The 20120-nt window shown below is 42.7% G+C and carries 20 protein-coding genes and 1 pseudogene; 15 read left to right on the top strand and 6 right to left on the bottom strand.

What is annotated here, in order from left to right:
* The first annotated feature begins 219 nt into the window (after positions 1 to 219).
* The 5 genes from FTU03_RS08485 (at position 220) to FTU03_RS08465 (ending at position 3021) form a co-directional block, all read left to right on the top strand.
* Positions 220 to 528 carry a BolA family transcriptional regulator gene (locus tag FTU03_RS08485; protein WP_166134734.1) on the top strand — a complete coding sequence of 103 codons (309 nt, stop codon included), beginning with the start codon at positions 220 to 222 and terminating at the stop codon, positions 526 to 528.
* Between the two features lie 9 nt (positions 529 to 537).
* The gene (locus FTU03_RS08480; protein ID WP_159124117.1) at positions 538 to 930 is read left to right on the top strand and encodes a SirB2 family protein; all 393 of its coding nucleotides are present in this window, start codon (positions 538 to 540) and stop codon (positions 928 to 930) included.
* Between the two features lie 61 nt (positions 931 to 991).
* Complete coding sequence (locus FTU03_RS08475; RefSeq protein WP_159124118.1) at positions 992 to 1828, top strand: ParA family protein; 837 nt, start codon at positions 992 to 994, stop codon at positions 1826 to 1828.
* Positions 1829 to 1841: 13 nt separating this feature from the next.
* A complete protein-coding gene (locus tag FTU03_RS08470) occupies positions 1842 to 2234 on the top strand; it encodes a hypothetical protein (protein WP_159124119.1) in 393 nt (130 codons plus the stop codon).
* Between the two features lie 193 nt (positions 2235 to 2427).
* Positions 2428 to 3021 (top strand): hypothetical protein, encoded by a 594-nt coding sequence (locus FTU03_RS08465; RefSeq protein ID WP_005233326.1) that lies wholly within the window; start codon positions 2428 to 2430, stop codon positions 3019 to 3021.
* A 25-nt stretch (positions 3022 to 3046) separates the two neighbouring features.
* Here the strand turns inward: FTU03_RS08465 and FTU03_RS08460 are convergent, their stop codons facing one another.
* Positions 3047 to 3685 carry a DedA family protein gene (locus FTU03_RS08460; RefSeq protein WP_034704672.1) on the bottom strand — a complete coding sequence of 213 codons (639 nt, stop codon included), beginning with the start codon at positions 3683 to 3685 and terminating at the stop codon, positions 3047 to 3049.
* A 493-nt stretch (positions 3686 to 4178) separates the two neighbouring features.
* Here FTU03_RS08460 and guaA point away from each other — a divergent pair, with 493 nt between their 5' ends.
* Complete coding sequence (guaA, locus tag FTU03_RS08455) at positions 4179 to 5747, top strand: glutamine-hydrolyzing GMP synthase (RefSeq protein WP_179992737.1); 1569 nt, start codon at positions 4179 to 4181, stop codon at positions 5745 to 5747.
* 93 nt (positions 5748 to 5840) lie between these two features.
* Complete coding sequence (locus FTU03_RS08450) at positions 5841 to 6773, top strand: restriction endonuclease (RefSeq protein ID WP_004780654.1); 933 nt, start codon at positions 5841 to 5843, stop codon at positions 6771 to 6773.
* 52 nt (positions 6774 to 6825) lie between these two features.
* On the opposite strand, the pseudogene FTU03_RS16310 reads toward FTU03_RS08450, so the two are convergent.
* Together FTU03_RS16310 and FTU03_RS08440 are read right to left on the bottom strand one after the other, a co-directional pair.
* A pseudogene (locus FTU03_RS16310) lies at positions 6826 to 8050 on the bottom strand (GGDEF domain-containing protein).
* A 159-nt stretch (positions 8051 to 8209) separates the two neighbouring features.
* The gene (locus tag FTU03_RS08440) at positions 8210 to 9562 is read right to left on the bottom strand and encodes a GGDEF domain-containing protein (protein ID WP_179992736.1); all 1353 of its coding nucleotides are present in this window, start codon (positions 9560 to 9562) and stop codon (positions 8210 to 8212) included.
* 495 nt (positions 9563 to 10057) lie between these two features.
* On the opposite strand from FTU03_RS08440, the gene FTU03_RS08435 reads away from it, so the two are divergent.
* The 3 genes from FTU03_RS08435 to FTU03_RS08425 all read left to right on the top strand — a co-directional run bounded on the left by FTU03_RS08435 (position 10058) and on the right by FTU03_RS08425 (position 12209).
* On the top strand, positions 10058 to 11005 hold the full coding sequence (locus FTU03_RS08435) for a pirin family protein (protein ID WP_179992755.1): 948 nt from the start codon (positions 10058 to 10060) through the stop codon (positions 11003 to 11005).
* A gap of 34 nt (positions 11006 to 11039) precedes the next feature.
* Entirely contained in the window at positions 11040 to 11438 is a 399-nt protein-coding gene (locus FTU03_RS08430; RefSeq protein WP_159124123.1) for an OsmC family protein, read from the top strand.
* Positions 11439 to 11558: 120 nt separating this feature from the next.
* Positions 11559 to 12209 carry a glutathione S-transferase gene (locus FTU03_RS08425; protein ID WP_179992735.1) on the top strand — a complete coding sequence of 217 codons (651 nt, stop codon included), beginning with the start codon at positions 11559 to 11561 and terminating at the stop codon, positions 12207 to 12209.
* Positions 12210 to 12261: 52 nt separating this feature from the next.
* Here FTU03_RS08425 and phoR read toward each other — a convergent pair whose 3' ends face one another.
* The 3 genes from phoR to FTU03_RS08410 form a co-directional block, all read right to left on the bottom strand.
* Positions 12262 to 13620 carry a phosphate regulon sensor histidine kinase PhoR gene (gene phoR, locus FTU03_RS08420; protein ID WP_179992734.1) on the bottom strand — a complete coding sequence of 453 codons (1359 nt, stop codon included), beginning with the start codon at positions 13618 to 13620 and terminating at the stop codon, positions 12262 to 12264.
* 24 nt (positions 13621 to 13644) lie between these two features.
* Positions 13645 to 14355: a phosphate regulon transcriptional regulator PhoB gene (gene phoB, locus FTU03_RS08415; RefSeq protein ID WP_159124126.1), complete on the bottom strand. Its 711-nt coding sequence runs from the start codon at positions 14353 to 14355 to the stop codon at positions 13645 to 13647.
* Positions 14356 to 14576: 221 nt separating this feature from the next.
* A complete protein-coding gene (locus FTU03_RS08410) occupies positions 14577 to 15269 on the bottom strand; it encodes a TetR/AcrR family transcriptional regulator (RefSeq protein ID WP_179992733.1) in 693 nt (230 codons plus the stop codon).
* A 219-nt stretch (positions 15270 to 15488) separates the two neighbouring features.
* On the opposite strand from FTU03_RS08410, the gene FTU03_RS08405 reads away from it, so the two are divergent.
* From FTU03_RS08405 to FTU03_RS08385, 5 genes are all read left to right on the top strand, one after another.
* Positions 15489 to 16337, top strand: a complete 849-nt coding sequence (locus tag FTU03_RS08405) for an SDR family oxidoreductase (protein WP_179992732.1) — start codon at positions 15489 to 15491, stop codon at positions 16335 to 16337.
* 185 nt (positions 16338 to 16522) lie between these two features.
* Complete coding sequence (locus FTU03_RS08400) at positions 16523 to 17464, top strand: TauD/TfdA family dioxygenase (RefSeq protein ID WP_179992731.1); 942 nt, start codon at positions 16523 to 16525, stop codon at positions 17462 to 17464.
* A gap of 118 nt (positions 17465 to 17582) precedes the next feature.
* A complete protein-coding gene (locus FTU03_RS08395; protein ID WP_179992730.1) occupies positions 17583 to 18287 on the top strand; it encodes a Crp/Fnr family transcriptional regulator in 705 nt (234 codons plus the stop codon).
* 110 nt (positions 18288 to 18397) lie between these two features.
* Complete coding sequence (locus FTU03_RS08390; RefSeq protein ID WP_179992729.1) at positions 18398 to 18613, top strand: molybdopterin-binding protein; 216 nt, start codon at positions 18398 to 18400, stop codon at positions 18611 to 18613.
* A 13-nt stretch (positions 18614 to 18626) separates the two neighbouring features.
* The gene (locus tag FTU03_RS08385) at positions 18627 to 20114 is read left to right on the top strand and encodes a hypothetical protein (RefSeq protein ID WP_179992728.1); all 1488 of its coding nucleotides are present in this window, start codon (positions 18627 to 18629) and stop codon (positions 20112 to 20114) included.
* Positions 20115 to 20120 lie beyond the last annotated feature (6 nt).

The following is a 20120-nucleotide window of genomic DNA, read 5'->3' as shown; positions in this document are numbered from 1 at the left end:
AATACAGCATGCAAAAACAGGGTCAATAACTTTATGAAAAATCTTGTGTCGATTGCATAAAATAAAAGCAATATTCTCTGTGCTTCCAGACAATTAGACAAAATTTATGCAAAATTTAATGAAATCTCGGCACAATCAAATAATTGCAGACATTTCTTGCACCGAAATAGCGGATAGAACAGGGTATACTGGACCCATATCTTGAATCGGAGTCAGGCCATGAGCTTAGAACAACAACTGAAAGACCGTTTGGCACAATTGTCACCTATCTATCTGGAAGTCGTGAATGAATCTTCGGGTCATGGTGGATATTTTCCGGGTAAGGAATCGCATTTTAAGGCGGTGATTGTCAGTGAAGCTTTTGCCGGTTTACGTGCGGTGCAACGCCATCAAAAGGTCTATGCTGCGGCAGGTGATTTGCTGTCTAAAGATAAAATTCATGCCTTGGCAATTCATGCTTTCTTGCCTGAAGAGTGGACAGGACAGGACACGTCTAGTCCGGAATGTGCACATGCACCGAAAAACTAAGAGGACTTTATGGATACCCAGCTTTTAGTCAAAATTATTCATATGTCTGCGGCAGGACTGGCCATTGTGGCCATTCTTGCACGTGCTATTACCCTGTTTGTGGATACACAGGGCAATCAGCCGAATCCAAAAGCACGTGTATTTCTGGTCGCTTTGCAGCACCTGGTCATTAGCGTGATTGCCTTAACTGGGATTATTGCCCTGTTTTTAAAGAATTTTGATGTACAGCCTTGGTTTTATGCCAAAATCATTTTATTCCTGGTGCTAATTTCATCCCTGGGCAAAGCCTATAAAAAAGATGATTCAATCCTGTTGGTACAACGCCGTGCTGGCTTATTTATTGCTGTGGTTTCACTTATTGCGATTATGGTATTGGTCATGATCAAGCCGAATTTTGGCTAAATTATTCATCAGTCAATGAACTAAAACATACTGATCATTAGAAAAATAAAGAGGGGTGTTTATGCATACTCGTGTGGTATTTAATCAGAAAGGTGGGGTAGGGAAATCGAGTATTGCAGTCAATCTGGCTGCAATCAGTGCGCATCAGGGGCTTAAAACCCTGTTGATCGATCTTGATCCGCAGGCAAACTCCAGCCAGTATTTACTAGGAGATGATGCAACCTATTCGAGTGACAAGCCGGCGTTGGAGCCGAATATTGAAAACTATTTTGAAGATGTATTGGGGAACCAGCAGAGCAAAAGTTTAATTGGTAATGCGATTGGCTCCATTCTCAAGACCCGGGCTAAAGGGCTGGAAAGTTATCTGCATCAATCACCTTTTAAAAATCTGGATGTCATTCCGGCGAGTCCGAGTTTGGGCACGTTGGCCCATGCACTGGAATCCAAACATAAGATTTATAAGCTGCGCGATGCCTTGCAACCACTTGCTGAGCATTATGACCGGGTATTTATCGATACTCCGCCGGCATTTAATTTCTTTACGCTTTCAGCACTGATTGCTGCAGACCGTGTTCTGATTCCATTTGACTGTGATGTGTTTTCTAAACGGGCCTTACAAACCTTGATTGAGAATGTCATCGAAACTCAGGATGATCATAATGAACGTCTGGAAATTGAAGGCATCGTGGTCAACCAGTTTCAGGCTCAGGCAAAACTGCCACGCGAAGTGGTACAGCAACTGATAGATGAAGGTCTTCCGGTGCTGAACAGCATGTTGCCGCCCTCGGTGCTGATGAAAGAGTCGCATCAAAAAAATCAGCCATTAATTCACTTGGCAACTGATCATAAATTGACTCAGGCCTATCAATCATTGTTCAATGAGATAGAGCAGCATTAAGATCGAGTTAACTATGAAACTTGTGAAAATAAGCCTGGCGATCAGCATACTTAGCTTGCTGAGTGCCTGTGCAACGACGGTCAAACCGACCTATGTTTCACCGACCCATTATCAGACCCTCAACTGTCAGCAGCTTCAGGGTGAATACAACCGTATTCAGCAGTATCTTGATAATGGTGTTGAGCCGCCTAAACGTACAGGTGTCGGCGTAGGGGTAGGCGTCGGTGGTGGCTGGGGCAGCCGCGGCGGCTGGGGCATTGGTCCGAGTGTATCAGTGAATATGGGGCAGTCTTCCAATACCAAACGCACTGAAACGGCACGTCTACTGGGTGAACAGGAAGCTATTGTACAAGCTGCAAAATTTAAAGCTTGCCCAATTGTTGTCCGTCAACACACCAATAAATAGCCCTCTAAACATCAAAAAAATGCTGACTTTACGTCGGCATTTTTTCTATCTTAAAAGTGATTGGTCAAGTGACAGAGTTCACAGTATTTGCCAGAAAAATGACCGATGCGCATAAAATTTTGAAAGATCTCGTCTTGTGATCAGAACACGAGATTGGTTAAGGTAATCACCTTGTCTGATATGTTTAACCACCATGATTGAAAACTGGCTCTTTGTTTTTGCAACAATAGCAGTGCTGATGATCCCTGGACCTGCCAATGCATTGGTGGCCAGTTCTGCCTATCAGCAGGGAACAGCCAAAACCAGTCTGTATATTCCCGTCATTCTGGTGGGGTATTTATATGCGATCAATGGGTGGGCTCTGCTGGTTCATCTGTTTTCACCGATCTGGCCCAGTTTTCAGGAACTGGTACATGTGCTGAGTGCAATCGGTGTGGGCTGGATGACCTTTCATTTATTCAAGGCTCGGCAACTGGAACAATATAATCAGAGTCATCCTCAAATCCGTCCCTGGCAGATGTTTAAGGGAACCTTGAAAAATCCCAAAGCAGCGCTTCTGGCAACCGGAATCTTACCGCTCTCTACTTGGGAAAGCCCGAGTAACTTTGTTCTGGTCTTTGCCATTTTTACTGGGATTGCCTTGCTGGTTGCATTGTTCTGGATGATCTTTGGACAAGCGATTCTGGCGGGAGAGTCGGCAAAAAGAAAAGCCGACCTGATTTATAAAGGGTCGGCTCTGTTTTTACTGCTTTGTCTGGTGCCCTTGTTGATCAATTGGCTGGAGTAAATGTTCACTCAACACTTCTAGGCTTTCAGGCGATTTTATTTTTCTTGAGTTTCTGCTGAATAAAGCCAATCACACCTGGCATAACACTTAAAATAATGATGCCAAAAATCAGATGAGTGAAATTATCTTTGACGATTGGCATATTGCCGAATAGATAACCCAGGATCACAAACGAACTGATCCAGAGAAAGCCACCGATCATATTGTAAGTCAGGAAATATTTATAATTCATACTTCCCGCACCGGCAACAAAAGGTGCAAAGGTACGTGCAAAAGGAATGAAACGGGCAAAAATAATGGTTTTGCCGCCGTGTTTGACAAAGAACTGCTGGGTAGCCAGCAAATGTTTTTTATTAATAAAACGTGATTCAATCTCAAATACACGTGGTCCAATATATTTACCAATATGATAATTCAGGGTGTCGCCCAGCACTGCCGCAGTGAACAGTAGTGGAATCAGTACCCATGGATCCATAGCACCCGTTGAAGCCGCCAGCGCACCTGAAGCAAATAACAGGCTGTCTCCCGGCAGGAACGGCATCACCACCAGTCCCGTTTCAACAAAAATAATCAGGAAAAGAATGCCATAAATCCAGATGCCGTAATTGGTAATGAATTCGAGCAGGTGATCATCAACGTGGAGGATAAAATCAAGCAGTTCCATAGGGAAAAAACAAGCGAAAAGGTGATCAAATCCTAACAGTCTGGGGCATGAAAGTCAGTACCGAAAAGGAAAATAATTGCCTGCTCATCCCTGATGGGTGAATTAAAAATTTATCTTACAAATTGGCGGTGAATTCCTGCAAAAACCGGCTTGGCATGAAAACGTCATTAAAATAAAAATTAAAAGGTGGCTCCCATGTTTAACCCTTAACGCCATCCAAGTGAAGACCGTAATAGAGGATAGAGGTAAGCGAAATAAACTTTCAATAGCCACTTAACTGGCCGATCTTAAAATGGTTGAAATCCAGATAGGGTGATAAATACGCTGAATTCTGTGGAGAGAAGGGAAGACTCTACTGTTGAATCGAAAGCGTTATTCCATCTAAAAAAATAAACTGCTTAATTATTATGCTGATGGGAATAGTGTGCTTAAGCCTAATAAAAATGCTAGAATACGGCGCTTATCTTTCGTTTGCCTTTCATAGTTGTTTGTCATGACTACCAATACTCAAATTACTGAAGATCGTATCCTGATTCTGGATTTCGGTTCTCAATATAGTCAGCTCATCGCACGCCGTGTCCGTGAAGCTGGTGTATATTCTGAAATGTATGCCTATGACATGTCTGAAGAAGACATTCGCGCATTTAATCCAAACGGTATCATCTTGTCTGGTGGACCTGAAAGTGTTCACCTGGAAGGCAGCCCGCGTGCGCCGCAAGTGGTATTTGAGTTAGGTGTACCTGTACTGGGTATCTGTTATGGCTTGCAAACCATGTGTGAACAACTTGGCGGTAAAGTTGAGCCAGGTACTGTACATGAGTTCGGTTATGCAGAAGTGGATATCGTGGTACGTGACCAGCTGATTGGTCAGTTGCAAGACCGTGAAAACCAGCTGCATGTCTGGATGAGTCATGGTGACAAGGTTGCACGCATTCCAGAAGGCTTCCAGGTGACTGCAAGCACATCAAGCTGCCCGATTGCCATGGTGTCTGATGAAACCCGCCGTTTCTATGGGATCCAGTTCCACCCTGAAGTGACACATACTTCGAAAGGTGCAGAATTACTGTCTAACTTTGTACACCAGATTTGTGGTTGTCGTGGTCTGTGGACACCAGAACATATTATTGACCTGCGTGTAGAACAGCTTCGTGAACAGATTGGCGATGAAAAAGTATTGTTAGGTCTTTCAGGTGGTGTGGATTCATCAGTTGTAGCGGCACTTCTACACAAGGCAATTGGCGATCAGTTGACTTGTGTATTTGTAGACAACGGTCTGCTTCGTTTGAACGAAGGCGATCAAGTGATGCAGATGTTTGCAGACAACATGGGGATCCGCGTGATCCGTGCTGATGCTGAAGACCGTTTCCTTTCTGCATTGGCTGGAGAAGTTGATCCAGAGAAAAAACGTAAAATCATCGGTCGTGAATTTATTGAAGTCTTTGCTGAAGAAGCGCGTAAGCTCGATGGCGTAACCTTCCTTGCACAAGGTACGATTTATCCAGACGTGATTGAATCTGCTGCCAGCAAACAAGGTAAGGCACATGTCATCAAGTCGCACCACAACGTAGGTGGCTTGCCAGAAGATTTGGCATTTGACCTGGTTGAACCATTGCGTGACCTGTTTAAAGATGAAGTACGTAAATTAGGTACGACTCTAGGCTTGCCACACAGCATGATCTACCGTCATCCGTTCCCAGGTCCAGGCCTTGGTGTTCGTATCTTAGGTGAAGTAAAAAAAGAATATGCAGATATTCTTCGTCTTGCTGATGACATCTTCATGCAAGAACTTCGTGCAAGCGGCTGGTACGACAAAACTGCTCAAGCTTTTGCCGTATTCCAACCAGTGAAATCTGTGGGTGTGGTCGGTGATGGCCGTCGTTATGCATGGGTAATTGCACTTCGTGCAGTTGAAACTATCGACTTCATGACAGCGCGTTTTGCACATCTGCCATATGACTTGGTTGACCGTATTTCTACACGTATCATGAACGAAATTGCTGAAGTTTCTCGTGTGGTTTATGACGTTTCATCTAAGCCACCAGCAACAATTGAATGGGAGTAATTTTCTAACGAAAATTACCTATAAAAAAGAGCGCTTAGGCGCTCTTTTTTTCATTTATACTCAAGAAAAATTAATTCTTAAGCTAAAAAATATATGTCATTACCTACTTATGATCAGTTAATGCTGCCTTTGATGAAATTATTATCAGAAATAGAAGGGCCAATTAAAATTTCAGATGCCGCCAATATCCTAGCTGAGCGTTCTGGCTTACCTGAAGAAGATCTAAATAAGGTACTACCAAGTGGTAAAAATATATTTAAAGATCGAGTTGCTTGGGCAAAGACATACTTAGTCAAAGCAGGTTTAATTCATCAACCAAAACGAGCATATTGTGAAATTAGCGATTTAGGAAGAAAAATTGATTTAAAAAACTTAGAAGCAATAACTAATGAATTTTTAGCACAGTTTGATGGATTTATAGATTTTAAATTTGGAAAGAAAAACGAAGAGGGATTAGAGGTCGAAATTTTAAAAAATTTTGAAAACTCAAATAAATTACAAGAAACACAAACACCTGAAGAAACAATTCAGACTACGACTGAATTATTAAGGTTCAATTTGAAAAGTGATTTACTTCAAATGGTAAAGGAAAAGTCTCCTTCATTTTTTGAGAGACTTGTTGTAGATCTGCTTGTTGCTATGGGCTACGGTGGTTCACATCAAGATGCAGCCCAAGCAATTGGTAAAACCAACGATGGTGGAATTGATGGAGTCATCAGTGAAGACCGATTAGGCTTAGATAAAATTTATATTCAAGCAAAACGTTGGGAAAATACAGTAGGACGTCCTGATATTCAGCAGTTTAAAGGGGCTTTGGCGGATCAGGTTGCCAAGAAAGGCGTATTTATTACTACTTCTAATTTTAGTAAAGAGGCAATTGAATCCGCAAAGAAGTCGGGAATTGTATTAATTGATGGTGATAAGTTAACGTCTTTAATGATTGAATTTGGTTTAGGCGTACAAATAGAACGTAGTTTTCATATCTATAAAATTGATCAAGATCGTTTTGATGAAGATAATTTTTAACTCATAAAAAGAGCGCTTCGGCGCTCTTTTTTTATTATCTTTCAAATGACATTTAAGCCGGTTTAACCTGCCAGTTTTGAAGTTCTCCAAATAAACCTTGGTCAAGTTCAGGATCATAACACTCGACTCGGTTCCGACCATTGGCTTTAGCCTGATACAGGGCAATGTCAGCCTGTTTAATCAGCGCCATTAAATCCGTTTCACTGCTTTCCAGAATGGCCGCACCAATTGAAACGGTAAAATCAAGACGATGCCCATGTTCCAGATTGACCACAATATTTTCGATTTTGTGTCGTAAACGCTCGGCAATTTTGAGTGCATCATCTAGTGAAGTTTCAGGAAGGCATGCGATAAATTCTTCACCCCCATACCGTGCTAGCACATCATGGCGTCGCATTTCATTGCGTGTGGTCTGTGCAATCAACTGCAGTACCTGATCTCCAACATCATGTCCATAACGGTCATTAATCTGCTTGAAATGATCGACATCAAAGACCAGCAAACTGATTGGAGCAGGCTGTTTTAAGATTCTTTCGGATCAGCTGTTGCACCAGATATTCAAAACAGCGTCTATTATTCAGGCCTGGCAGCGAGTCAGTATGGGCGAGATTTTCAAAGGTCTGACGATGATATTCATTCAGGGTATGTTGCAGGAATACCAAACGGGATTTTAGTGTAGAGCTCCAGCTGATATATAAACTGAAGGTTAATACCGGCATATAGATCAGGGAAAACAAGAACATCTGGTACAGGTCAGCTTGGGTATTGAAATACACACCAATATAAATCACCAGTGTAATCAGACCGGAATTAATCAGGCTAGGCCAGAAGCGGATCTGTACACATAAATTGGCCAGGACAATAAATACCAGTGAAGCATATTGATAAATGAGCGTATGCGGACTTTCAGACTGGTTTAGATTAAAAAACCAGATTGCACTTGCTCCGATAATCGAGGTCGGCAACAGCAGGTCAAATACAGGCAAATTCCGGTAAAAATGATACATCCAGATGGTTATTAGCACGATCACCAAGGTATAGCCTAGCTTGGTCAGAATGAGCAAATTCATAATGTTATTCAGCACCAGAATATCGGCAAGGGTGTAGGAGGCATATGCCACCTGTGCAAATAGATTCACCTGTAAAAGATATTTTAAAGTGAGCTGTTTCTGATGGTTAAAGTAGGCAGGTTTTAAAGACGCAGGAATACGAACGAGAGGATCTTGAAGGGCATCCTGAAGCAGGAAGCGAGCTTCTTCTTCATATTTATCTGGCATATCGCCTTCCCACATTAAATCCAAAGAAATGAATAAGATGAATACTTATATTTGTATGAAAAATATTCTATTCTTTTAGAAATTATTTGAAAAGTATCCCAAACAGATTTAGGTCTAATTCTTAAATTCTTGTCTAATAATCTTGATTTTGCTCTCAACTTACAAAGCAGACCAAGATTGTTTCGCTTTATGATGAGCGCCAGGATGCTCCTGTTTATTCAGTGGTTTAAATACATTCCAGGGATTTGGAGAGAGCGGTTTAGTCGGTTGCAGCATATTAGGATGATAGACCCGAATCCGATTTCGTCCTGCTTTTTTGGCTTCGTAAAGCGCAATATCCGCATGCTTAATCAGGTCTTCAAGCTCCTGTTGCGGAGATTCAAGTTCAGCAATACCGATAGAAATCGTGAACTGGATTTTCTGGTCAGAATTGATGTGCATCACCTGCTTTTGAATCGAACAGCGAATCCGTTCTGCAATCATCAGGCAGTCCTGTAGCTGGGTATCTTCCAGCAAGGCAATAAATTCTTCTCCACCAAAACGTGCCAGTACATCGCTAGAGCGCATTTCTTTACGGGTAATTTCAGCAATCAGTTGTAGCACCCGGTCACCCACATCATGGCCATAATTGTCATTGATTCTCTTGAAATAATCGACATCAAACATCAAAAGACAGGTGCTGGCAGGCTTTGGCCATTGATGGATTGAACGTTCCGCCATATCCACAAAATGACGACGATTAAATAACTGCGTCAGATCATCAGTATGAGCAAGATTTTTTAAGGTTTGATAGTTCCATTCATCCAGCAAAGTGCGTAAAAAAGAGCGCCGTATGTTGATGATATTATTCCAGTTGATATAAATACTAAACGCCCAGAGAGGCGTGAAAACAACGGCGAAAATAAAGGCCTGCGATAGACTCATGAGATGGGTTACCCCAATCATGATAAACAGGGCGATAAAAATAGAACAATACAGCGCACCCTTAAACTCGGTCTGTACACAGAGATTGGTAATTAAAACAAAGATCGCAGAGGCATAGATATAAGTTGACACATGCGGGCTACTCGACAGCAGGAGCAGGCTAATCCAGGTCGCTGCAGCCACAGTCGTGCCCACAGGCAAAATCATGTCCAGAACCCGGATATTCTTTTGATGCTTAAACAGGTAATAGCAGCAAAACATGACAGCAATGACCAGTGATACCCGGATCAGGCCAGACAGGAAAAACATGTCAGGAATAATAAAAATATCGGCAAAGAAATACAGCAAAAAGGCGATCTGCGCCATGTAATTAATCTGGCGAAGATTTTGATGACGATGCACATAAAGATAGTTATAAAAGTACTGCTGGAATTGCGCAGGAATAGGTGCAGCGCGATGTACAAGCGCATCTTCAATTAACTGGCGATTTTGCAGATCACATTCGGCCAACTTTAATGATCTATCTGTGGTCGAGTTTTGAAAAGACATATTCGCCGTTGAATATATATTTTCATTCGAGGATGACATGTCCTGATCCAATCTTATTTTTATTGGGTCCTATTATGGACCAAATGAATAAAAAAAAATCTCCCTAGAATCAGGGGGTAGTACGAATTTTAAAAAGAAAACGTAACAAAATTTTTGTTTTGTAAATATGAAGCTATACGGATCACATTTTTATAGATTGCTGATTTTAATCATTTATATCAATAAAAATAGGCGTTTCACGTGAAACATGAGTATGATGAATAAGTTGATTTAAACGAACTGATGTAAGGTGCTTGAATGATTATATGATTCATCACCAAGATCTTGATTACAGGATTTGGAAGACTGAAGCCTTTAAGTATTTGAACTGTTCTGATGAGTAGCACATTTTATACGTATCGAAATATTTCCAAAGATAGATTTTGTGGGTAGACGCGGTACATTGTTGTATGAGGTAGACATCTTGTAATGATCAGGGAAAGATGTCTTGATGCAGCATACAGCCAGAATGAACTTGCCGAGGTCAGCTCAACCATGTCGAATAATAATGATATTGAACTGTCAAATTCAGATGATTGTGAAAAGTATATCAATCAGTTCATACAGGAAGTTCCTTTACGGCGTGCGGAAATCGGGCAGGGAACAGTCATTAAACGCGCCTTGCCGAGTCGGCATAAACGCATGATTGGCGCCTGGTGTTTTCTGGATCATGCCGGTCCTACTCAGTTTCCTCAGGGAGATGGTCTGGATATCGGACCGCATCCGCATATTGGCCTACAAACTTTTACCTGGATGATTGAAGGCACCATGATGCACAGTGACAGTCTGGGTAACCGGCAATTGATCCGGCCGAAACAGGTTAATCTGATGACTTCAGGCTATGGCATTTCGCATACAGAGGTTTCACCGGAAACTGAAACCAAAATGCATGCAGCACAGCTCTGGATCGCCCTACCTGATGACAAGATCAATATGGCTCCCGCGTTTGATCATTATCCGCAATTACCCGTGATCGAAGAACAAGGCATTCAATGTACGGTCCTGGTCGGGGAATTCCTAAATACACAATCCCCGGTTAAAGTGCATACCGAACTTTTGGGGGTGGATCTATTTGCTGCTGAAAGTACCCGTGCCCATTTGAGTTTAGATCCAAGATTTGAATATGGCTTTATGGCCCTTGAGGGTCTGGCAAGTATTAATGGGCATGAACTGACTGAAGATAATATGGTGATTCTTGAGCCGGGATTACAGTATGTAGATGTCGAAATTCATGCGGGTGGGCGAATCTTGCTGATTGGTGGAGAGCCATTTGAAAGCCCTATTTTATTGTGGTGGAATCTGGTTGGTCGTGATGTGGAAGAACTGAAGCTGGCCCGTGAACAGTGGATGATGGGGCACCCGCGTTTTGGCACCATTCCAAGCTATGATGGGCCGCGTATGGAAGCACCAGCATTTCCGGAACATATGCGTGCTTCTCGATAAATCTTTCATATAACTATAAGAACAAAGGATCAGTATGGCCCGTATCGCACTTGCCAAAATACAGAGCTTAACCATACCGTGGCAGGGAGAAATCAGTCATGGTCAGCATCATTATCTAACCGATAAACCGGAATCCTTCGGTGGGCAGGATGCAGGTCCTGCACCTTATGATCTGCTTTTAGGCAGTCTGATCTCTTGCACCATGATTACTTTGCGCATGTATGCCAAACATAAGGACATTGAACTGGGCGACTTTCAGGTTGAAGCAGAATTCTTTGCCAATAAAGAAGGACAGGAATGGATTGAACGACGCTTAAGTTTCGATATTACTCATGATTCGGCTTTGCAGCAGAAAATTCTGGAGATTTGTGCCAAAACCCCGGTGACCAAAACCCTGTTACGCAGTCTGGAGATCCGCACTAGCCTGATTTAAGCTAAAAGAGAGTACGCTATATCCGGTAGGGAAAATGTAAGTAGACTGATAAACTCTTTAGTTAGAGCCAGACTTTTTGCTATGCTCACGCAGTAATAACAATAAAATCATGAGTCTAATATGCGTGTTTTACATCATCTCGAACAATCAAGATCATTTCGAATCATGTGGGCCTTGGAAGAGCTGGAACTTGATTATGAGATCAAGTATTACAAACGCCTGCCTAACTATTCTGCTCCGCCTGCTTTGAAACAGGTTCATCCTCTGGGTAAAGCCCCGATTCTGGAAGATCAGAATCTGGTACTGGCTGAGTCTGCCGCCATTCTGGAGTATCTCCAAGAAACCTATGATTCGACCCATCAGTTTCAGCCGATCAGTGCCGAGAACAAGGCGCAATACCGCTACTGGATGCATTATGCAGAAGGGTCTTTGATGCCTTTGCTGGTCATGCAACTGGTGATGACCAAAGTTCCTGAGCAAGTGCCATTTCTGGTTCGTCCCGTGGCTAAAACAATTTGTGAAGGGGTAAAAAAGCAGTTTGTACAAAGCCGTCTAAAAGACCATATCCAGTTTCTGGAAGATCATTTAAGCCAGCATGAATATTTTGCCGGTCGTTTCAGTTTTGCGGATATCCAGATGAGCTTCCCACTTGAAGCCATGCAAAGCCGTACCGGTAAAAGCTATCCGGCGATTCAAGCCTATCTGGAACGGATCTCGCATCGTGCGGCTTATTTCCGGGCCTTATCCAAGGAGCAGGCATTAAAGTCTTAAAGCCTTCGCTAAAAAAGAAAAGGTGCGATTTGCACCTTTTTTTATTTTTGAATCAGTCTGGGAAACTGAGACGTTCTTTAGGGAAAATCACCTTAAAGGTGGATCCCTGATTTTCATGGGAATCAATTTCGAGCTGGGCCTGATGTTGCATCAGTACATGCTTCACAATCGCCAGACCCAGTCCTGTGCCACCAGTACGGCGGCTACGGTCAGAATCTACCCGGTAGAAACGTTCGGTCAAGCGAGGCAAGTGTTTAGGATCAATCCCAATTCCGGTATCTTCTACGACAAAATAGGCCGATTCACCATCATCATGCCAGCCCATGGTGACAGTTCCACCTTTAGGCGTGTACTTGATAGCATTGGTAATCAGGTTACTGAAGGCACTGGCAATTTCCATATCTGAGCCGATCAGGTCACAGTGACTATCAATATCCAGATTTAGGGTATGGCCATAATCCACGTTATAGGCTTGCGCATCATCAAACAGCTGGTTCATCAGATTCGGCATATCAATAATCTGGTTCTTGGCAATATTCTTGTCATTTTCCAGACGGGATAGCAGCAACAGGTCATTCACTAGTGCATTCATGCGACGAGTCTGGGACTGCATCTGGTCAAAGGCGCGTTTCCAGCGCGGGCTAATATCTTCCTGATCGGTAAAGGTTTCGATATAACCGCTGAGCACAGTCAAAGGGGTACGCAGTTCATGCGAAATATTATCGACAAAGTCCTTACGCATCTGTTCCAGATTATGCATTCGGGTCACATCATAGGCGACCAGCAAACGACTTTCACCGCCAAAACGGGTCATTTTGATTTGCACATAATGATCTTCGAATATCGAAGACTTCATTTTAAGGCCATCAGGTGCATCATCAATATGATGATAGTAATCAATGAAATTTGGCTGACGTAACAAACTCAGGATATTACGGCCGCGATCTTCCTGACCAATCCCTAATAAGCGTTCTGCAGCTGGATTCCACCATTCAATCTGCTGGTTTTCATCAATCAGTACCACGGCTTCTTGTAGGGCGACTAGCGAGGATTGTGCACGGTCAATCAGCTCGACCATCTCCGCCTGAACAACACGTTCCTGACGCTGGGCCCGATAGACATTGAACAGTAAAGCCCCCCAGATCCCGTTAATATTTGGCGGTACATCATAGGGACGGTTCGAGATCCATTCATTGACCAGGTAGAGTGAACGCAACTGTGTGCCAAAGAAGGCAACAAAGGCCAGAACGATACAGATCCAGAAATAACCGATGCCTAGACCAATACAACTGGCAATGACCAGGAAGAGAAGAAGTAGACGTAAATCTTGCTTGGCAAAATCCCATAGGCTGCTGTAACGGAGTCTTTTGTGCTCGTGTGACAGTTCGGGAACAGGATAGGGCTCATACATAAAACAAGATTTACCTAAAAATAATTAACCGAGTGCAACGTCGGCACGAGTCGAGAAACGGTAACCGGTGCCACGTACAGTCTGTACATAGCGGTCAGCGCCATAAGGTTCAAGCACCTTGCGTAGGCGACGGATATGCACATCAATAGTCCGGTCTTCAATATAGACGTTGCCACCCCAAACCTGATCCAGCAATTGCGCACGGGTATAAGCACGTTCCGGATGGGTCATGAAAAATGCCAAGAGACGATATTCAGTGGGTCCCATGTCCAGTATAGTACTGCCAAAATTCACGCGCTGACTGACCGGATCTAATACCAATCCGTTAGCATCAATGGATTTTTCACCGCTGAGGGCATTGGAACGACGCAGGACGGCTTTAATGCGTGAAACCAGCTCACGGGTCGAAAATGGCTTGGTCATATAGTCATCGGCACCGGCATCCAGTCCCTGAACCTTATGATCTTCTTCACCACGCGCGGTCAACATGATGACCGGAATTTCGGACAGGTTTTCATCACGTTTCAGACGACGACAGAGATCCACACCACTCACGCCACCTGGCATCATCCAGTCCAGCAAAATCAATGCTGGACGCTGGTCCACAATCATTTGATGAGCCTGCTTGGCATCTTCTGCCTGTAAACATTGAAAGCCTGCCATATCCAGAGCAGTATGGATCATTTCACGAATCGGCAGTTCATCATCAACAATTAGAATGTAGTCATCTTTCACAGCGCAATACCCTATTTCATGCAAACGGTGGACCGTTTTATATTTATGACAGGCTTATTACAAAGATTAATTATGACAGTATCATTGCAGAATAGGTAGTTCCGTGGTCTTCTGCAAAGATTTGTCACAATTTAAGCTGTTATTTTATAAGAGGGTCTTAATTCAAAATCTTGTAGATCACTGAGAGCTAGATCTACGTAGACCTTATCCTGATTTAAAAATTATCTAACCGGATCCGCCGGTTTTTCTGTACCCAAAGTATCTAGTAAAGCAAAGAACACCAGACTACAGGAAGACAGAATTTCTTCCAAAGACTGCTTAAAGCCGCTCATGACCCAGCGAATCGCAATCTGGGTGACATAACCATTAAGTCCGGTCGAGACCAGGGAAATCTCTCGTTCAGAACGATTAAGGTTCGGCATCATCAGCATGACAAAGGCCTGAATCATACGGTCGAAACGGCCCATGGTTTCATGAATCGTGGCCTGATTATGCAGTTCCTGAACCAGCATCGCATCGATATAAATAATTCGTGCCATACCCGGATTGTCACGTAAGGTCGTCAGCAAGGCAGTCAGACCGGCTTCGATCATTTTCTTTGGATCAGAAGAAGCCTGCATCATGGCTTGCATGACATTCTGCTGTAACTGGTCAATCAGCTTGAGGAAAATAGTCTGGAACAGATGTTCGCTTTTCTTAAAGGATTCATAAAAATAACGTTCAGTCAGTTTGGCTTCGTTACAGATATCCTTCACTGTGACTGAAAAGAAACCATGACGACCATACGCCTCAATCCCGGCCTCAATCAGCTTTTCACGACGCGCCTGCTGACGCTCAGCCATGGAAAGTCCTTTAAACTGGCGTTCCTTACTTTTACTTGCTAGTTTTTGTCCTGAATTTACTGCATCCGTCATAAAGACCATAGACTCATCTGCTTGAGATTTTAAGTATCTTATCAATAAATCCGGCTTTGACCTATGCTGAAATTCAAGCTTGAAAATTGGCCCGTAGAGACATGCTGGAATTATTGACAATATGGATTGTCAAAACTATATTGAAATAATGTGCTGTATCCCTATGCGACAGAAAAACAGGCTGTCATGGAAGGGCAGTGTTTTAATCAAGGAAATTCAATGAAAAATTTTAATAATAAGGTCGCGGCCATTACTGGCGCAGGTTCAGGTATCGGTCAACAACTTGCGGTGCTTTTAGCAAAGCAGGGCTGTCATTTAGCACTCAGTGATGTGAATGAACAGGGCCTGGCTAAAACCGTTGAGCTGCTGAAAGGTACTGATGTTCGTGTCACAACCAAAAAGGTCAATGTGGCTAATCTGGAAGAAATGCACGCTTGGGCCGCTGAGGTCGAGAAAGATCATGGCAGCGTGAATATGATTTTTAACAATGCTGGTGTTGCCCTTGGTTCTACCGTAGAAGGCGCCAGCTATGAAGAGCTGGAATGGATCGTCGGCATTAACTTCTGGGGCGTGGTCTATGGCACCAAAGAGTTCCTGCCTTTAATCAAGAAAACCGGTGATGGTCATGTCATTAATATTTCCAGCTTGTTCGGTTTAACTGCCCAGCCAACCCAGTCCGCTTATAATGCCACTAAATTCGCTGTGCGTGGTTTTACTGAATCCTTGCGTCAGGAACTGGATATGGAAAACTGCGGCGTAAGCGCACTCTGTGTACACCCAGGCGGAATCCGTACCAATATCGCCATTGCAGCGAAAATGAATGACAGTATTCGTAGTCTGGGAATGCACCCGGAAAAATCTGCACAGAATTTCAATAAGCTGCTGCGTTGTCCACCGGAAGAAGCAGCGCGTCAAATTCTGGAAGCGGTACAAAAAGATAAACGCCGTCTGCTGATTGGAAATGATGCCAAAGCGATTGATTTAATTCAGCGCCTTATGCCAACTGGCTATCAGAAAGTCACGGCTTTAGCTACCCGCCTCGGCAAGCAGAAGAAAAAGTCAGCTTAAAACACCCTGATCAAAGCCCGCGTAAGCGGGTTTTTTTATGCCCGAAAACTTAAGCAGCTAAAGTATTTTATAAATCAAAAATGGTGCATAAGAATGTCAATAAATTGACAGCGTTAGATAAGCCGATTCGGCATGATGATTTCACAGACCGAAGGTCGACATAATTATAGATAGAGGAAATGATCATGGCTTATGAATATAAACACATCCAGGTACAACCAATTGGTGGCCGTATTGGCGCTGAAATCCAGGGCGTAAAACTGTCAGCAGATTTGGCTGATGAAGTGGTGAATGAAATCAATCAGGCATTATTGCAGCATAAAGCGATCTTCTTTAAAGATCAGCAACATCTGGATGATGTCGCCCAAGAAGCCTTTGCAGCACGTTTAGGCACGCCGTTAAATCACCCGACTGTGCCGGTAAAAGATGGCTCTGCACATATTCTGGAAATTGATTCACGTGGTGCTCGTGCAGACAGCTGGCATACGGACATCAGTTTTATTGATGCCTATCCAAAAGCTTCTATCCTGCGTAGCGTGGTTGCACCCGCAGTAGGTGGCAATACCGTATGGGCAAATACAACCGCTGCCTACAATGATTTACCTGAAGAACTGAAAACACTGGCGGATAGCTTGCGTGCGATCCACAGCAACAACTTTGACTATGCTGCAAAAGTCAGTGTTCCAAAAGAAGCTTTGGAAAAATATAAAAACTACTTCAATTCAACTGAATATGAAACTGAACATCCATTAGTACGCGTTCATCCTGAAACAGGTGAAAAAACCTTGTTATTGGGCCATTTCTTTAAGAGCTTGGTCGGTTATAGCTCAAGTGAATCACGCCGTTTATTCGACCTGTTCCAAAGTTATGTAGAGAAGCTGGAAAATATTGTCAGCTGGCGCTGGAGTGCAGGTGATGTGGCGATCTGGGATAACCGTGCAACGCAACACCGTGCGATTAATGATTATGGTGACCAGCACCGTGTAGTACGCCGTGTAACTTTAGAGGGTGATGTGCCAGTCGGTGTGGATGGCCGTCCAAGCCGTGAACTGCGTAAAGATGTCAAGCAGGACATTAGCAACTTCCGCTATAACAGCGAAGACGGTATTTATGAAAAAGTTTCATAAGTAATTCTTATTCAATTGGAAACTTTGCATATAAATAGCTAAAGAATCAAGAATAAATGATTCGCCAGTCATTAATGATCCATCTAATATTTAAATAAAATATAGGGTGGATCATTTTATGAAAATTCATACTGCAAAAAATAATGTGGATTATGACATATTAAAAAATATATTTAAAAATATCTCTGAGGATAAGCTGGATTATATTTTAAAATATTCAACGATTCGAAAATATCAAAAAGGCGATTTGATATTAAATAAAGAAAATTGCCATACTGCTTTATATATATTGCTTGATGGGATTATCCAGATTGGATATTTAAGCCCATCAGGTCGTTTTCATGCCTTTAATTATTTCTCGGAAAAGCATCTGATTAACCTGCTTCCTTGCCTCAATACACAAGTGATTGATTATGATTATTATGCTTTTAATCAGGTCAAGGTCCTGCAAATTCCACAGCATATATTTATAGAAGAAATAAATGATAACAATTACTTAAAGCAGGATGCTTTAAATATTCTCAGCCATCGGATGCAATATCTGATCCAGCAGGTCAAATTCCTGCAAGTCGCTAATTTACATCAAAAAGTATGCAAGGTTTTGCATGACCTTTCGATTCAGTATGGTCGATCTCATCCTCTGGGAACTGAAATTAAACTCAAGATCTCCCAGCATGATTTAGCAGATTTACTCTCTGCCTCACGCCAAACCATTAATAAAGAGATAAAGAATCTGGCGAGTCAAAATATTCTGGATTGGCAATATGAAAATATCGTGATTAAAGACAAAGAATATTTAAATTATCAGATTAAATGGATTTAAAATAATATTTTTGGATTTTATAAAATAATATATCAAAATCTATTTATATTATTTTTCTGCATATTAAAAATCATGCATATTAATTCCAACCAAAACAACAGGAATTAATAATGACAATTCAATCTATTAATGTGCGTAACCAGTTAAAAGGTACTATTCAGGAAATTGTAAAAGGTGATGTGGTTTCTGAAGTCGATGTGGTGACTGCTTCGGGTATTTTCACTTCGGTAATTACGACACGTTCTGTAGAAGAGCTGGATTTGCAGGTAGGAAGTCAGGTGATTGTGCTGATCAAATCGACTGATGTTTCACTGGCAAAACTGTAGGTGTGTCGATTGTATGAAGCAATATTTTAAACAAGGGGCAACGGTACTGACTCTGCTAAGCGCGAGTATTGGCTTAACGCATGCAGATGCGGAGGTAGGTCAGTTACAACAACAGGTCAGTCAACTCGAGCAGTCATTAAAACAATTAAAAACCCAGTTAGCGCAGATTCAGAATCAGAACGAAGCCGTTACAGAAGCCACTACTGCTGATGAGGCTGAACTATCTGCTGATGCAGAAACTGAATTTGATGATGACCAAAGCTTTGTGACACGTGCCGAGTTGCAAGGTCTGCAAAGCGATCTGGAAAACTATAAATATCAGGTACAACGTGACCGCGATACCAAAACGGCATTATCAACACGTCAACTGCTGATTAATGGAGTCGTGCAGGCCAAAGCTTCTTATATCGATGAAGCACAGCGCACTCCACCTACGGGTACCAATACCGGGATGGTTGTTCAAGACCGCCATTCTTCATTTGATTTAGGTGCAGTCCAAATTGGTTTTATTGGCAATCTGTATAAAGACTATGAAGAAGGCAAAAACCTGGATTTCAATCTGCGTTTTGGTACTTCTCCACAGACAGGGACCAATAACAGTTATCTGAACTTATTGGATGCGCAACTGACTTATCACGTATTGCCAACCTTAAGTGCCGACACGGGGCGCTTGAGCGTTACTTTAGGTCAGCAACTGTTACCATTTGGCCAGGAAGTTCAGGCCACTGAAGACCTAAAACCTACCATTAACAATGCCTTGTTCAGTTTGCCGGGCCTAGGTTATGGACTGGCACTGCGTGAAGTCGGCTTGATTGTACGTGGGGATGCCTTACCAACCGTGGACTATGGATATAACTATCGCTCACCAATGATTAGCTATGCCTTTGGTCTGGTGAATGGTAATGGAGCCAATAAATCGGATGACAATGATGACAAAAACTTTATTGGACGTCTGCGTTATACCTTGCCTGCGGAATATAACTCATGGCTGCGTGAACTGAGTTTTGGTCTGTCCTGGTATCAAGGCAAGAGCAATCTATTTGAAATTGATGGTACCAGCGCGGCCTTTGCTGGTAAGGGCGATGTGCTGCGTAAAGGCTTCGATATTTACTATAACCACCATCCATTCGGTGTGACCTATGAATATGTACAAGGTGAAGATGACACCTACATTTCACAAACTGCACAGACCTATAAGCGTGAAAGTGAGTCGCACACAGGTACCTTGTTCTGGAACTTTGGTGAGCAGTTTGTCAAAGGATTCCGTAATCAGGGCCGTTATGACGACTGGTGGCCAAAGTCTTACCAGGCCTTCTATCGCTACGACACCATTGATCGTGACAAGAATTTAGCCGATCAAACTGTTGATATTCACAGTCTGGGCCTGAATGCATTCTTTGCGGAAACCACCAAGTTTCAGATCAACCTGAATCATGTCAACAATGACATTACAAACAAGAGCTATAACGAACTGGTCGCACAATTCCAGTACGGATTCTAATTTTAT

It is taken from the genome of Acinetobacter sp. YH12046 (assembly GCF_013419905.1).
Taxonomy (GTDB): Bacteria; Pseudomonadota; Gammaproteobacteria; order Pseudomonadales; family Moraxellaceae; genus Acinetobacter.
The sequence above is the reverse complement of the archived record's forward strand: the minus strand, read 5'-3'. Positions and strand labels throughout refer to the sequence as shown.

Bases quoted from the DNA above. Each gene is read 5' to 3' on its own strand.
- FTU03_RS08485 (WP_166134734.1), top strand. From the start codon at position 220: ATGAGCTTAGAACAACAACTGAAAGACCGTTTGGCACAATTGTCACCT.
- FTU03_RS08385 (WP_179992728.1), top strand. From the start codon at position 18,627: ATGAAGCAATATTTTAAACAAGGGGCAACGGTACTGACTCTGCTAAGC.
- guaA (WP_179992737.1), top strand. From the start codon at position 4,179: ATGACTACCAATACTCAAATTACTGAAGATCGTATCCTGATTCTGGAT.
- FTU03_RS08390 (WP_179992729.1), top strand. From the start codon at position 18,398: ATGACAATTCAATCTATTAATGTGCGTAACCAGTTAAAAGGTACTATT.
- FTU03_RS08425 (WP_179992735.1), top strand. From the start codon at position 11,559: ATGCGTGTTTTACATCATCTCGAACAATCAAGATCATTTCGAATCATG.
- FTU03_RS08465 (WP_005233326.1), top strand. From the start codon at position 2,428: ATGATTGAAAACTGGCTCTTTGTTTTTGCAACAATAGCAGTGCTGATG.
- FTU03_RS08440 (WP_179992736.1), bottom strand. From the start codon at position 9,562: ATGTCATCCTCGAATGAAAATATATATTCAACGGCGAATATGTCTTTT.
- FTU03_RS08470 (WP_159124119.1), top strand. From the start codon at position 1,842: ATGAAACTTGTGAAAATAAGCCTGGCGATCAGCATACTTAGCTTGCTG.
- FTU03_RS08460 (WP_034704672.1), bottom strand. From the start codon at position 3,685: ATGGAACTGCTTGATTTTATCCTCCACGTTGATGATCACCTGCTCGAA.
- FTU03_RS08450 (WP_004780654.1), top strand. From the start codon at position 5,841: ATGTCATTACCTACTTATGATCAGTTAATGCTGCCTTTGATGAAATTA.
- FTU03_RS08475 (WP_159124118.1), top strand. From the start codon at position 992: ATGCATACTCGTGTGGTATTTAATCAGAAAGGTGGGGTAGGGAAATCG.
- FTU03_RS08400 (WP_179992731.1), top strand. From the start codon at position 16,523: ATGGCTTATGAATATAAACACATCCAGGTACAACCAATTGGTGGCCGT.
- FTU03_RS08435 (WP_179992755.1), top strand. From the start codon at position 10,058: ATGTCGAATAATAATGATATTGAACTGTCAAATTCAGATGATTGTGAA.
- FTU03_RS08430 (WP_159124123.1), top strand. From the start codon at position 11,040: ATGGCCCGTATCGCACTTGCCAAAATACAGAGCTTAACCATACCGTGG.
- FTU03_RS08405 (WP_179992732.1), top strand. From the start codon at position 15,489: ATGAAAAATTTTAATAATAAGGTCGCGGCCATTACTGGCGCAGGTTCA.
- FTU03_RS08410 (WP_179992733.1), bottom strand. From the start codon at position 15,269: ATGACGGATGCAGTAAATTCAGGACAAAAACTAGCAAGTAAAAGTAAG.
- FTU03_RS08480 (WP_159124117.1), top strand. From the start codon at position 538: ATGGATACCCAGCTTTTAGTCAAAATTATTCATATGTCTGCGGCAGGA.
- FTU03_RS08395 (WP_179992730.1), top strand. From the start codon at position 17,583: ATGAAAATTCATACTGCAAAAAATAATGTGGATTATGACATATTAAAA.
- phoR (WP_179992734.1), bottom strand. From the start codon at position 13,620: ATGTATGAGCCCTATCCTGTTCCCGAACTGTCACACGAGCACAAAAGA.